Origin of the sequence: Microcystis sp. LEGE 00066 (assembly GCF_015207925.1) — a bacterium.
Lineage (GTDB): Bacteria > Cyanobacteriota > Cyanobacteriia > Cyanobacteriales > Microcystaceae > Microcystis > Microcystis ichthyoblabe_A.
On the sequence record NZ_JADEVX010000122.1, the window covers coordinates 1 to 13,493 of the forward strand.

General features: G+C 43.7%; 11 protein-coding genes. 5 read left to right on the forward strand and 6 right to left on the reverse strand.

Going from position 1 to position 13,493, the window contains the following annotated elements; all coding sequences use genetic code 11:
* Nucleotides 1–149 precede the first annotated feature (149 nt).
* The 3 genes from IQ224_RS15995 to IQ224_RS16005 all read right to left on the reverse strand — a co-directional run bounded on the left by IQ224_RS15995 (nucleotide 150) and on the right by IQ224_RS16005 (nucleotide 4,733).
* Nucleotides 150–2,687 (reverse strand): tetratricopeptide repeat protein, encoded by a 2,538-nt coding sequence (locus tag IQ224_RS15995; protein WP_194033202.1) that lies wholly within the window; start codon nucleotides 2,685–2,687, stop codon nucleotides 150–152.
* Nucleotides 2,688–3,266: 579 nt separating this feature from the next.
* Complete coding sequence (locus IQ224_RS16000; protein ID WP_002755507.1) at nucleotides 3,267–3,635, reverse strand: GxxExxY protein; 369 nt, start codon at nucleotides 3,633–3,635, stop codon at nucleotides 3,267–3,269.
* A gap of 564 nt (nucleotides 3,636–4,199) precedes the next feature.
* A complete protein-coding gene (locus IQ224_RS16005) occupies nucleotides 4,200–4,733 on the reverse strand; it encodes a hypothetical protein (RefSeq protein WP_194033203.1) in 534 nt (177 codons plus the stop codon).
* A gap of 70 nt (nucleotides 4,734–4,803) precedes the next feature.
* Between IQ224_RS16005 and IQ224_RS16010 the strand changes: the two genes are divergently transcribed.
* Nucleotides 4,804–5,667, forward strand: coding sequence for a hypothetical protein (locus tag IQ224_RS16010; protein ID WP_002748546.1), 864 nt, complete (start codon nucleotides 4,804–4,806; stop codon nucleotides 5,665–5,667).
* A gap of 17 nt (nucleotides 5,668–5,684) precedes the next feature.
* On the opposite strand, the gene IQ224_RS16015 is transcribed toward IQ224_RS16010, so the two are convergent.
* Nucleotides 5,685–7,553: a sodium:proton antiporter gene (locus IQ224_RS16015; RefSeq protein ID WP_194033204.1), complete on the reverse strand. Its 1,869-nt coding sequence runs from the start codon at nucleotides 7,551–7,553 to the stop codon at nucleotides 5,685–5,687.
* A 205-nt stretch (nucleotides 7,554–7,758) separates the two neighbouring features.
* Here IQ224_RS16015 and IQ224_RS16020 point away from each other — a divergent pair, with 205 nt between their 5' ends.
* From IQ224_RS16020 to IQ224_RS16035, 4 genes are read left to right on the forward strand one after another with little or no spacing between them, the layout of a single operon-like run.
* Nucleotides 7,759–7,974: a hypothetical protein gene (locus tag IQ224_RS16020; RefSeq protein ID WP_002748551.1), complete on the forward strand. Its 216-nt coding sequence runs from the start codon at nucleotides 7,759–7,761 to the stop codon at nucleotides 7,972–7,974.
* Between the two features lie 7 nt (nucleotides 7,975–7,981).
* Nucleotides 7,982–8,251, forward strand: coding sequence for a type II toxin-antitoxin system RelE/ParE family toxin (locus IQ224_RS16025; protein WP_002792733.1), 270 nt, complete (start codon nucleotides 7,982–7,984; stop codon nucleotides 8,249–8,251).
* Between the two features lie 32 nt (nucleotides 8,252–8,283).
* Entirely contained in the window at nucleotides 8,284–8,526 is a 243-nt protein-coding gene (locus IQ224_RS16030; protein ID WP_036402927.1) for a DUF2281 domain-containing protein, read from the forward strand.
* Nucleotides 8,526–8,732, forward strand: coding sequence for a PIN domain-containing protein (locus IQ224_RS16035; RefSeq protein ID WP_002748554.1), 207 nt, complete (start codon nucleotides 8,526–8,528; stop codon nucleotides 8,730–8,732). The genes IQ224_RS16030 and IQ224_RS16035 overlap by 1 nt, the downstream gene beginning before the upstream one ends.
* Here the strand turns inward: IQ224_RS16035 and pta are convergent.
* Both pta and IQ224_RS16045 read right to left on the reverse strand, forming a co-directional pair.
* Complete coding sequence (gene pta / locus IQ224_RS16040) at nucleotides 8,714–10,810, reverse strand: phosphate acetyltransferase (RefSeq protein WP_002748555.1); 2,097 nt, start codon at nucleotides 10,808–10,810, stop codon at nucleotides 8,714–8,716. The genes IQ224_RS16035 and pta overlap by 19 nt on opposite strands.
* A gap of 685 nt (nucleotides 10,811–11,495) precedes the next feature.
* Nucleotides 11,496–13,292, reverse strand: a complete 1,797-nt coding sequence (locus tag IQ224_RS16045; protein WP_194033205.1) for an N-acetylmuramoyl-L-alanine amidase — start codon at nucleotides 13,290–13,292, stop codon at nucleotides 11,496–11,498.
* Nucleotides 13,293–13,493 lie beyond the last annotated feature (201 nt).

Sequence of the window (13,493 nt, forward strand, 5' to 3'; positions counted from 1 at the left end):
AACTAATCCGGTCTAAAAATATGTAACCATCTATACAGCTTGCTGAGAATTTGGCCCCAAATTCTACGGGTTTTCCAGCTTTTCCTCTGACTATCGGACGGATATGGGGTTGAGTTAAGCTGACAATAGAGCCAAAAAAAGCTTCCCTGCTACCTGCCATTTGCTCCCACCGCTTGACCATCTCCAATCAGGATAAACGCCGCCCAAAAGAAAGGATGAAGGTCAATATGGGCGAGTTTTGCTTGACGGAGGGCTTCCGCTTTGGTCATGCCCTGTTGTAAATTAGTATAAAATTGATTTAAAATCGCCGCCGTGGGCAATTTTGGGCTGTTTTGTTGGGAATATTGCACCAAATCGGTAGCATTCCAAAGACTGGCGAGGGTAGTTTTCGCCCCCGCTCTTTCCCAAACATAGGCCAAACCCGCCAAACCAACTCCATCCACTTCCCGCGCCGTTTCACAAGCGCCAATAGTAATCAATTCGGTGTTTTGCAGTCCCAGTTTCACGGCATCTTTGAGTTCATACTCTCTCTTGTTGGCAAACAGTAGGGTATTCGCTTTCATGCCTAGGCTAGGACACCCCTCTGGACGGAAACAACCATGAGTGCCTAAGTGCAGAATAGGAAACCGAGGCGATTGACTTAAAAAAGTGTCGAGGGTGGCTTGTTGGTGTTTGTAGATTTGGCTGTTGGCATAGGTTTTTTGCAGAAAGTCGGCTTGAGCTTCTGTGCCGATTAATTCGACTTGGGTAGGACGGGGATTAGCAAAGACGAGGACACTAGGATTATTGACTTTCGGCGTGGGTTGGGGCTGCACTTTACTCAGACGGGTGAGGTAGTGAATGGGATATTTTTGCAGGAGATACTGTTGAGTTTGGTTGTCGTAGAGGGTTTCAAAGGGGATTCTTTGCAAAGCACCCGTGGCAATGATGGCCAGGGTTTGATTCGGGGCAATTTGGGCTTCAATGGGACGAATCAGCAGATCATAGAGTTGGGACCTGAGGGCGCGATCGACGATTTCTAGGTCGCTTTCCAGTTGACTGGCGTAGCGTTGCAGACGCTCATTAAGATCTTTAGGGACGGGAACTTGCTGAACCTGAAGGGTGGTACGAGTAAGGATAAAGAGGGCGACGGTATGTTCAACGTTATCTGTCCCTGTGAGTAGGACCGGTTGGAGGAGGGTGGTATTAGCAGGTAGATTGGCTTGCAGTTGGGCGAGGTCGGTGGGGGTAATTTCCAGTAAATCGGCTAATTCGGGGTATTTTTCCACGAGAGTTTCCGCTTGTTCGTTGAGGTCGGCTTGTTGTTTCAGGACTTGTTGGGAGAGGGTGTCGCTGAAATTGGTTTGTAAGTCTTGGCGCCGGGCTTCCAGTTGCCGTGCCTGTGCTTTCCACTCCTGATAAGCTTGATTGGCGACAGGATTTTTGACTTGTCCTTCCGTTCCCGCAAGGCGATCGTAATCCACGAGGTCAAAAGTGGTGCTGAGATTTGCCCATTCAAAAGCTTTTTGAGGGGAATTCTGGCGAATCAGGAGATCCACTAGGGCGATGCTTGTCCCTTGCTTACTTTCTAGGAAAGTTGCCCGCAAGGAACGGCTAACCCCCCGCCGTAGCTCCAGAATCAGATTAGCGGATTTTTCCCAAGAGTTAATCGCCACTTCTGGTTTTCCCTGATCCCGATAGACAAAACCAATATTATTGAGGGTATTGGCTTCCCCCGCGCGATCGCCCACTGCCCGCGATAAGGGTAAAGCCTGTTGATAGTAGTCTAATGCCTTCTGTTTCTCCCCTAAATCTGAATAGACAAAACCAATATTATTGAGAGTAACGGCTTCTCCAGTGCGATCGCCGACTGCCCGTCTTAAGGGTAAAGCCTGTTGGTAGTAGTCTAAAGCCTTCTGTTTCTCCCCTAAAGCACCATAGATAGCCCCAATATTACTGAGAGTGACGGCTTCCCCAGAGAGATCGCCCACTGCCCGTCTTAAGGGTAAAGCCTGTTGGAAGTAGTCTAATGCCTTCTGGTTCTCCCCTAACTCTGCATAGACACCACCAATAGTATTAAGAATAGTGGCTTCCCCAGAGCGTGCTCTTTGCGTGCCTTCGGTAGCGCCAACCGACTGAAATAGGGGTAAAGACTGTTGGTAGTAGTCTAATGCCTTCTGTTTCTCCCCTAAATCATCATAGACACGACCAATATTATGGAGAGTAACGGCTTCCCCTCTGCGATCGCCCACCGCTCGCCTTAAGGGTAAAGCCTGTTGGTAGTAGTCTAAAGCCTTCTGTTTCTCCCCTAAATCTGCATAGATAAGACCAATATCACTGAGAATTGTGGCCTCCACACTGACGTCCCCTACTGCCCGTGATAGAGGTAAAGCCTGTTGGTAGTAGTTTAATGCCTTCTGTTTCTCTCCTAAATCTGAATAGATACGCCCTAAACTGATGAGGACGACGGCTTGCTCTAATTTGCTATCAAGTTGTTGATAAAGCTTTAACGCCTGTTGCCACTTCCCCAATGCCCCCTGATAGCCTTCTAATGTTCCCGACTGGAACAATTCAGCACCTTCTTGAAGTAATCGATCAGCTTCTTGACGTAAATCCGTCTGCACCAATAGGGGGGAAGCTATAACCGTCAAATGCGGCGCTGTTACGACTAGCCCTAGACTGAGTAAGATCCCTAAACCTGTCTTCATTGCTTCCCCTCGCCAGACTCAAATGATTCTTTATTTTATCTCAATAATGCCAGTATCAGGATTTTGAGGATTGGAGGATTTTCAGGATAGATATAATATTTTTTATGATCCTTTAATTATCCTACTCCTTGCCAATAACCTAATCCTGTTAATCCCTTAATCCTCAATCCCAGTATCAGGATTTTGAGGATTGGAGGATTTTCAGGATAGGGTTGAGGGTGGGTGTCCTATTCCCTGCATCCTTTAATTATCCTACTCCTTGCCAATAACCTAATCTTGTTAATCCCTTAATCCTCAATGCCAGTATCAGGATTTTGAGGATTGGAGGATTTTCAGGATAGGGTTGAGGGTGGGTGTCCTATTCCCTGCATCCTTTAATTATCCTACTCCTTGCCAATAACCTAATCTTGTTAATCCCTTAATCCTCAATGCCAGTATCAGGATTTTGAGGATTGGAGGATTTTCAGGATAGGGTTGAGGGTGGGTGTCCTATTCCCTGCATCCTTTAATTATGTACTCCTTGCCAATAACCTAATCTTGTTAATCCCTTAATCCTCTAAATCCTGATACTGATATTTGTTATCTATTATTAAATATCTTTTTGTATTCTAAACTGGTTGCGCCAAAGTTGATTAATAAACCAACGGGAAAATTATAAGCAACGACGTAATTTTTTGCTTGTGCAAGATGGACATTTTCTAGGCGAATTACTGCTTTTAATTCGACAATGACTTTTCCTTCTACGGTAAAATCAGCGCGTCTTGTTCCGACTTGTATTCCTTCATAAAAGATAAGTTGTTCTTTTTCTCTTTCAAAGGTTAATCCTGTTTTTCCTAATTCAATATCGAGACATCTTTGATAGATGACTTCTTGAAACCCATTCCCCAGTGTTCGATGGATTTTCATACAACAACCAATAATTTTATAGGTGATTTCGTCTAATTCCATAATGCCAGTATCAGGATTTTGAGGATTGTAGGATTTTCAGGATAGGGTTGGGGGTGGGTGTCCTATTCCCTGCATCCTTTAATTATAGACTCTTCACAAGTCACCTAATCCTGTTAATCCTTTAATCCTCAATGCCAGTATCAGGATTTTGAGGATTGGAAGATTTTCAGGATAGATATAATGTTCTTTATGATCCTTTAATTATCCTACTCCTTGCCAATAACCTAATCCTGTGGCTCTCCTAGGTTTGGTGGGTAAAATGTATTCTAAGATACATTTCTCCTAGCGAGGGGGTGGAACGAACCACAAAGACACAAAGGACACAAAGATCGATCGATCCTATGTAAGTTAAACCGATCACACAGAACCTAGAAGAGCCATCCTGTTAATCCCTTAATCCTAAAAATCCTGATCTCAGGATTTAGGGGATTGGAGGATTTTCAGGATAGATATAATATTCTTTATGATCCTTTAATTATCCTACTCCTTGCCAATAACCTAATCCTGTTAATCCCTTAATCCTAAAAATCCTGATACTGATTTTTATTGACATAATTTTGGTGATTAATTTGCCCGACAACGCACCACTCCTGCCGCTTTTAACTCGCCATTAGCAAATTCTAACTGTTTCAAGACATAACCATAAGCCCCTTTCTGAGTTAAATCTCTTTGCATCCCTGGAGGCAAATCTGATAAGTTAATCTCTACCTGCTTACGCTTTTGCTTTTCCACCAAACTCAAATGCTCAAAACGGCGCGGTACAGCATAAACCGAACCACATCGCTTGTCCTCTCCCTGAATCACAATTATCGGGTTTTCGGCAATACTGATGATGGTTTCTCCCTCTAAGGTTAATTGTGTCACTTGGGCAATGGGTAGATTAAACTCCTTACCCCCTTGCTCAAAAGAAATCCGACGCTGAGAGCGATCGAACCGAGTTAACGTCACCCCCTTATAATTTCTGCTATTTTGTAACGTAATATTTGCCAATTGCGGTAAAGCCGCTTCGAGGGTAGGCGCTTGAGCGATACTAGAAACCGCCATTACCCCGCCGATGATCGCGGCAATACTCGCTCCATAGCCTAAACGTCTGACCATAACTCGCCCTACAAGGATCGCCTATAATGGCTCTAATTTTAGCATTCTTTTTTAGCGTTAGTAGCCCCCTGTGACGACTCCTTCTCCCCCGACGATTCTCCTCAATCTTGCCAGTGCCGCCGGTCTCATTGGCGCAGGATTGTACTATACGGGTTGGGTCTATCGTTGGGCATACTTTGCCTATTACCAACTAGGTATCACCAGCCTCGATTTTCCGGTTGAATCCTTCTTATTACTCCCTCTTCAAGTCTTCTTTGGTACGCCTCAAAGTATTGCTAACACCCTGATTATTGCCCTTCTGATTCCTATACTTTTTCAGCTTTCCACCCTTTGTCTTGCTTTCCTTCACTGGCAATATCAACAGTGGCTAACTAGACTGAAAAATTGGCAACTGAAAAGACAAAACCAACGCAATCGCCGAAAAATACCCTATGCTCCTCGTCCCCGCTTTCAGCGTCAATTAACCCTTCCTCTCGCTTCGGAACTGATTCTCCTGAGTTGGATTCTCTTACTCATCTTCCATCTTGCCCGGGATCAAGGTTTAAAGGATGCCCGTCGAGATGCGGTGAATCCCACTTCTACTCTCCCCGTTGTCACCCTGATTAGTGCCAAGGAACTGCTCATTTTAGGTAAAGAAGCAGGGGATCTTGACCCCAATCAGCCCCTTTTTGAAGCCCTAACGCCCGAAGATCAGCAGAGTCTCATTGGCGATCCTAATTTAGCCCGCATTATTCAACAGCGCAACCTAACCGATACGGAGCAAGATCGCGTCTGGCGATTATTACTGGAAAGAGGGGGATGGCTGTACCTTTTTCGTGCTTTACCCCAAGATGCCCCCAAAACTGAACATCCCGTACTGCTAGGTGTCGCTAAATCTAACGTCGGTCGGCAGTTGCTTATTTTAAGCCCTGAGCCGGTTAAATCCACTGAATAGTATAGAACAGTCTCAAGTTATCTACTGGTGGCGATTTCCACTTCGGGTAAGATTTCTAAAGATAAACGGGTTCTGACAGTGCCAGAAAGACGTTTAAGCAGTTGTGGGCGTAAATCGCGCAGAATATAGATTAATTCGTCTCCGGTGCGCCATTCTTCCCTTTCTGTTACTACCTGTAGGGAATTATCGCGACGCAATAGTAGGGGCAGCAGTTCACCATTTTCGATTAATTTAGTTAATCTGGTCTGTTGTTCGCTCAAATCATTGCCTTTAAAGATAGTTTTACCTAATTTAATCTGATTATCGTCTAAATACTGATTCCATTCCTTGACCGAAAAACTAGGCAGAAAAACCTGATTAACCTTATTTTTATCTGGGTTAGGGGTTCCCGCAAAGGCAGCCAACAACCGGGGAGGATGAAATTCCTCGCTGGCTCTTTGGGCTAAAACCAGATTAACCTCGCTATTATTAGTCAAAACCAGAAAAGTCCCCATGGATTCGATGCCCGCTTCTTGTAGTATTTTTGTATCAAGTGCGCTACTCTGCAGCACCGTCAAACCCTCTTCTTTTGCTTGCTGACAGGCCCTGGCATCCGTATCGATTAAAACCACGTTTTCCCCTTGTTCTTGGAATAAACAGCCGATTAAGCAACCTAGGGGATTACAACCGACGATTACTGCCCCCGTTGCCGCAGAAGAAGTGATTTTTAGCCCTTTTGCCACCCACCGCGCCGTTAATCCCTGAATAAAAACCGTCATTAAAATTGTTAAAAAGACTAAAGCTTTGATCGCTTCACCGCCATTAATACCGGCACGGGTGAGTAAAATGGCAAATAAAGAAGCTACAGAAGCGGAAACGATTCCCCTAGGGGCAACCCAAGCGATAAATAACTTATGTCGCCAATTTAGGTCACTTTTTAGGGTACACAGAGCCACACTCAGGGGACGTACCACCAGCATCAAAACCAACACGGTTAGGACGCTGCCCCAACCCAAAGCGATGACACTGGCGATCGAAAGATCCGCCGCTAATAAAATAAACAGTACCGACACGCAAAGAGTGGTTAATTGACCCTTAAAACGCCTTAATAACCGCTCATCGGGAACTGCCGCCGCTTTTAGCACAATTCCGGCCATTACCACCGCCATTAACCCCGATTCACTGCGACTAAATTGCGATAAACCAAATAATCCCCAGACTCCCGCTAAAACCACGAGATTCTTTAACTCAAAAGTCAAAAAATTGCAAGTTTTTATAATAAAACTTAACAATCCGCCTCCAGCAATGCCGATCGCCGCCCCGATGCCTAAACGCAGGGTTAAACCGGTGATAATTTCCATGGGGCGGGAATGACTATCAATAATCGTATTTAGCACCACTACGGCTAAAATTGCGCCCACAGGGTCGATTAATACCCCTTCCCCTTCCAAAAGCGTCGCCACCCGTCGATCTACGGCTACTTGCTTCAGCAAAGGCCCGATCACTGTCGGACCGGTTACTACCACTAAAGAAGCGTAAAGAAAAGCGATCGGCCAGGGAAATTCCCCCAACCAGTGGGCTGCCATACCGCCACCAATGAGAGTGATGGAAGTACCGAGGGTGACAAGATTGCGTAAACTGCCAGAAACTCGCCCTAATTCCCGTCCGCTTAGGCTTAAACCGCCTTCAAATAGGATAATCGCCACAGAGAGAGCAACAAGGACTTCTAAGCCAATTCCCAGACTTTGGGGGTGTAGAATTTCCCAACCATCGGACCCTAAAGCAATCCCAAAAATGAGCAGGAAAACAATACTGGGAACTTTCAGGTATTCGGCGATGACTTGGGCTGTAATCCCCGCCACCACAGTGATGACAATTTGCAGAGTAAGGGCGAAAGATGGATCCATGTTTAGCGATCGGTTATCGGCTATCGAGGCGGGGTTATGGTTGGGGTTTAATCATTCTAATTATAGTTTTGATTCCCGCTTCGGCCCGGTCGGGAGGAAATAAGCATAACAAGCTCCAGAAAACGGGTTTCTCAAAGAAACCCGTTTTCTAATGTAATCGCGTAGTGCTATATCATAGACTTATCAAACTTGACAAGTCTTGTCTATGCCTTCAATAGAATACCTAACTGACCAAAACGGACAACCCAAAGCCGTTGTTATTCCGATTGAACTATGGAGACAAGTATTTCCCCAAGAAGATATGTCTTGTGAAGAGTTCACCGAAGCAATAGAAGACTACTGCCTTAACCAAGCGATGGATGAGGCACAGCAGAGTCCACTGTTAGATATCGAAGAGGCACTGGCTTATTTGGAGGAATAGATTTACCTTGAAGGTTCAATATCGAAAAAGATTTCTCAAAGATTTGAAGGCATTGAAAAACCAGCCTGTTTATGAGCAAATTTTACAGCTTGCTTTTAGAGATTTACCCAATGCCAAATCATTGCAGGATATTGGTAATGTCAAGCCAATGAAGGGAGCTACCAATCGCTACCGAATACGCCTTGGTGAATATCGATTAGGAATAGCCGTTGTTGATAATAACATTGAGGTAATGCGGCTCCTACACCGACGTGAATTTTATCGCTACTTTCCCTAAATATTCATTAATTTAACTAAAAGTGAGCCATTATGAGTATAGATTCAGCCCTTAAGAATATAGTTGAGAATATGCCCGATGCTCTCAAAACTGAACTTTTACATTATGCCGAATATTTGCTCACTAAGTCTGACCGAACAGAAGAAGATAAACAAGCAGCAAAAGAATCTGTAACTGTTAAAAGAACTTTAGCCAGTTCAATAAAAGGAACTTTCGTTTTACCTTTAGCTAATGACTTTGATGCTCCCTTAGAAGACTTTAAGGACTATAGGTAATGAAGAGTGCTTTAATAGATACTCATGTCTTTATCTGGTTAGCTGAGGATGACCCAATTTTGCCTGTTTCGCTGCGAGATAGTCTTGAAAATACCGATAATGTTTTTGTAAGTATTGCTAGTTTTTGGGAAATATCGATCAAGGTAAAAATTGGTAAACTCTCTCTCTGTTCTGAAATGACCATGACTCAAAAAGATTGGGATTGAATGGCTGTGATTACCACCGTATTGATAATATCGGGAACGGTACAACCGCGACTGAGATCATTGACGGGTTTTTTTAATCCCTGTAGGATTGGACCGATGGCTAAAGCTTTCGTTTCCCGCTGCACGGCTTTATAAGTATTATTACCTGTATTCAGGTCAGGAAAAATAAACACCGTTGCTTGGCCCGCCACCTCTGATCCCGGCATTTTTTGGGCGGCTACTTCCCTATCTACCGCCGCATCGTACTGAATCGGCCCTTCTAGCTTCAAATCGGGGCGTTTTTCCCTGGCGATTTTAGTCGCTTGTCGTACTTTTTCCACGTCTTCTCCCTGGCCCGATTGACCCGAAGAATAGGAAAGCAGGGCGATTCGCGGTTCAATTCCGAATTTTTGGGCGGTTTCGGCAGAAGATAGGGCGATTTCGGCTAATTCCTCGGCACTGGGGTCGGGATTGACCGCACAATCCCCATAGACCAAGACTCGATCCTCTAGACACATAAAAAAGACCGAGGAGACGATCGCACAATCGGGCTTAGTTTTGATAATCTGGAGTGCAGGCCGAATCGTGTGTTGAGTGGTATGCACCGCCCCCGATACCATACCATCAGCATCGCCTTGATACACCATTAAAGTGCCAAAATAGGAGACATCCTGAGCATAATCCCGGGCCATATCGAGATTCATTCCCTTGGCTTTTCTCGCTTCGTAGAGGGTCTGCACATAGCTTTCAAAATGGGGACTAGCCACGGGGTTAATAATTTGCAGACGATCGAGATCGAGAGTGATACCATGTTTTTTAATCACTATTTCGATCTCGTCCGGTTGTCCCAAGAGGGTTAAATCGACGATATCCTGTTCGATTAAAACTGTGGCTGCCTGGAGGATGCGCGGTTCGGTTCCTTCGGCCAAAACGATGTGACGTTTTTGCGCTTTGGCCTGTTGTACGAGATTATAGGTGAACATCTTCGGGGTAATCCCCTGGGTCCGCAAAGTGCGAATTTGCGCTTCTAGGCGATCGAGATTGATGTTACTGTGAAAAAGCTGCAGACTGAGGTTAATTTTATCGTAGTCCGTCGAGGTCAGGGTGGTTCGCACATCGTGGATGTGTTCGGCCGTGGTGTAGGTATCGGTGGTGACGGAGAGAATCGGCAAGGGATCGGGCAAACCTTCAATTAAACGGGCGATCGAAGGATTGAGGTCATGACCTGCTGTTAAGACTATACCGGCTAATTGGGGATAATTGGCCGATTGGTGGGCCTGTAACATCCCGATAATCACATCGCCGCGATCCCAAGGAGTGATAATTAAACTGTCTTCTTTTATCCGCTCTAGGGCATTTTGCATCTGCATGGCCACCACCAGAAAGTTACTAGCTAAACTATCTAATCTGTGCTGTCCGTAGAGAACTTTTGCCTGTAATTGTTGGGCGATTTCTGCTACTCGCGGGCTGCTAAGTTTGGCATTATGAGGAATCACTCCCAGGGCATATTCTTGGGGGGGAAAAATTTTAGTGAGGGTTTTCCGTAATTCCTCTGTTTTTTCCTCTTCAGCTTGATTGATAATAATGCCAATCACCTTACAACCTTTATCTTGGTAGGTGTCGCAGGAAATCAGGATCGGACTAAGGGCATCTTCGATACTGCGCTGGTGGGCATTACCTAATATTAAGATGGGATGGCCGAGATTTTTGGCGATTTCTGTATTTAGTTCAAATTCAAAGGCGGAATTTTCTTGCAGATAATCGGAACCTTCACAGAGGATAAAATCATATTTTTTTTCTAAGTTTTTAAACTTTTTGATAATTCTTTCGATGATTTCATCAAATTTTTGTTGTACCAATAAATCCTTAACTTCTTCGTAACATAAACCGAAGGCCTCTTCGTAGGTTTGTTCTAATTTAAAATAATTGAGGATTAAGTCAATGTCTTCATCCCGATGACCTTGGGAACAGTCAAGAACAATTGGCTGGAAAAAAGCAACTTTATTAGTTTTGCGGAGAATTAAGTCAATAATTCCTAAAGCTACTAACGCTTTACCGCTTCCCGTTGCCGTCGTGCTGATATATAAAGAGTTAGTCATGGGTAGAGCAGAATAATAACAAGAGTGAGATTTAATTGGGCTACCCCAACCTTGAGGTGGGCTTTTTCAGCTAAATCTAGATAATTTTGATGAATCTGTTGATGGCAATAATTAACTTTTAAGTAAGTAGTTCTAATCAAATAGAAGATTGATCCCCCCTTAATAAGGTGGTTTTGATCCCCCCTTAATCCCCCCTTAATCCCCCCTTAATAAGGGGGGGCTGCGATCAAGTTGTCTATAAGGGCGTGAATTGTTGACAAATTTTCAGTAAACTATCTTTATTTGTTGGCTAATCCAGAGATTTTTATCCCAGAGTGATCGCTGTTTAAATATCTACTAGAGAGTGATCGACTATACCTTGTAATCTAGCAGTTATTTTGTCCGATGGCTGTTCACTGGTAACATTTTTTCCATGAACTTGATTGAATTTCCTCAGATTACAATAAAGACTCCAGAAAATCCTATCACCGGCTTTCTAGCTAGGGCTTGATTTTTCATAAAGATTTAAGTAGGTAGGCGTTAAAAGTTGTCAGACACCCCCCTTATCAAGGGGGGCAGGGGGGATCCCCCCGCCTATCGGCACCCCCCTTATTAAGGGGGGCAGGGGGGATCGAACCTAAAATCCATTTTTAATTTAATTATAACCAGCTACTTAAGCTTATATCCCTCGGATTGCCATTAAATCTTAACTGGAAGCAATTACCCCAGATTGTTGAAACCATTGGCTAATTCCGGCGGCTAAAACTTGCGCTAATTGTTTTTGTGCCTGAGTATCGGTAATCCATTCAAATTCTTGAGGATTACTCATAAATCCTAACTCTAATAACAAAGAAGGACTACTATAGGGACGAGTTAAAGCTAAATTATTCCAAAATACTCCATAGGAAGGACGGTTAAGATTTTTGGTTAAATAATCGTGGAGAAAAACCGATAAATCCGCTGCCTGGGGATGATACCAAAATATGCCAATTCCTTGAGTATTTAAGGCATCTCCATCATCGGGTAAAGCATTATAGTGAACCGATAGTGCTAGGGTTGGTTGCAGATTATTAATCATCTCTACCCGTGCTGGTAGGGATAGCTCAATGTCCGTTTCTCTGGTTAAATAAACTGTTGCCCCCAATTTTTCTAACTCCCGTTTAATTAATTTAGACATAACTAAATTAATCTCTTTTTCCGTGTAACCCGTTGGACCGACAGCACCAGTTTCTTTACCTCCGTGTCCGGGATCTAATAAAATAACTTTGCCCTGTAAATTATCACTTTTTTCCGGGGGATGACGCAGGGTTAAGATTAAATTTGTCCCTTGATAACGAAGACTATAACCCCACTGTTGTTTTTGATTAAGATTAAAAGTGTATTCTATCGTGGTCGGGTTGATTTGTCGCCAATCTAAACGTCTGATTAAAGGATTATCCACCAGAAAAATTGTATCGGTTTGGGCAATGGTATTATAAAGGGTCAAAATAAATTTATCATCCTCTTGTCTCACGGCGATGGGTACAGGATGGGAAAGGGGGAAAATAATTTCCGTTGCTTGATTGATACTGCGAGAAGAGAGACCACGAATATTAGCATTATCTAGGACTTCATTAACTATTAAACGGGTTTCTCGCTCTAAAATCCAACCACCATAATCTAACCGTAACCAATCCCCTTCTTTCCCAGTGACTCTCGCTTTTGTGCCTTGGGGTAAAGGAGTTAAACGGGAATAATCACTACCCGGCCCCGTGCGAGCTACTCCTTGGGCAGCTATAATTTCAATCACTGGTAAATTTTGATCGCTAATAATGTTAATTTCTCCTTGACCTTGTTGGCTAATCGAGCGATTATTTAATTGTGCTGTAAAAATAGGTTTTCCTAAGTTAGCCTCTTGCTTAAACTGCTGACAACCTCGATAGTAACCAGTTTTATCCTCGGAATTCGCTTGATTAAGATTAGTTAAAACTGCGGCATTACTAGGCAGTTTTGTGGTTTGAGTTTGGGGTAAAAGAGGTAAGATTTTATCTCCTAACTGCACAGAAACCTGAGCTTGGGGAGTGGCAATCGCACTAAAACAAATCCATTCCCCCACTAACCTCGTCCTATGGACAGCAGGACTGAGAGAGTTATCAGCAAAAGCTAATTCGTGGGGAATAACTGCTTGAGTATCTAGACGAATTATTTGACGATTAATAGTTTGGTTTTGATAGCGAATAGTGAAATTATTTTCGCCAACTTCTAGGGGAAAACTAGGGGCAAAATATCCTTTAGCACTGCGTTCAATCGGTTGATTATTGAGCAAAACTTGACCCGATGGAGGAGCAGAACCAATAAAAAAGATTCTCGATGCCGTGGTTTGATGATTATCGGGAGGATAAACAATCATTAATGAGGCAGATTTAGCGCTGATGCTGTGATAAAAACCAATTAATAGCACTAAAACTAAACCGATTAAGATATTTTGTCCAAAAGTTCTCACCTTTAACCAGAATGGCCCCATATTATCCCCCTCTTAGCTGACAAATATTATCCTAAGACAAATTCTAGAGGTTTGTTGTTCGTCTTCTCAGTTGTACTACATTTAAACTGAGCGGGAAATTCAGTACAAATGATCTGACTTCTTCTCCCCTCTCAACTCTCCCCATTCCCCACTTCATAATTCATAATACCCACACCCTGTTTGTGACCCTCGTAACTTATG

Coding starts and splice junctions, on each gene's coding strand:
- IQ224_RS15995 (WP_194033202.1), bottom strand. CDS start 2,687: ATGAAGACAGGTTTAGGGATCTTACTCAGTCTAGGGCTAGTCGTAACA.
- IQ224_RS16000 (WP_002755507.1), bottom strand. CDS start 3,635: ATGGAATTAGACGAAATCACCTATAAAATTATTGGTTGTTGTATGAAA.
- IQ224_RS16005 (WP_194033203.1), bottom strand. CDS start 4,733: ATGGTCAGACGTTTAGGCTATGGAGCGAGTATTGCCGCGATCATCGGC.
- IQ224_RS16030 (WP_036402927.1), top strand. CDS start 8,284: ATGAGTATAGATTCAGCCCTTAAGAATATAGTTGAGAATATGCCCGAT.
- IQ224_RS16035 (WP_002748554.1), top strand. CDS start 8,526: ATGAAGAGTGCTTTAATAGATACTCATGTCTTTATCTGGTTAGCTGAG.
- IQ224_RS16015 (WP_194033204.1), bottom strand. CDS start 7,553: ATGGATCCATCTTTCGCCCTTACTCTGCAAATTGTCATCACTGTGGTG.
- pta (WP_002748555.1), bottom strand. CDS start 10,810: ATGACTAACTCTTTATATATCAGCACGACGGCAACGGGAAGCGGTAAA.
- IQ224_RS16045 (WP_194033205.1), bottom strand. CDS start 13,292: ATGGGGCCATTCTGGTTAAAGGTGAGAACTTTTGGACAAAATATCTTA.
- IQ224_RS16020 (WP_002748551.1), top strand. CDS start 7,759: ATGCCTTCAATAGAATACCTAACTGACCAAAACGGACAACCCAAAGCC.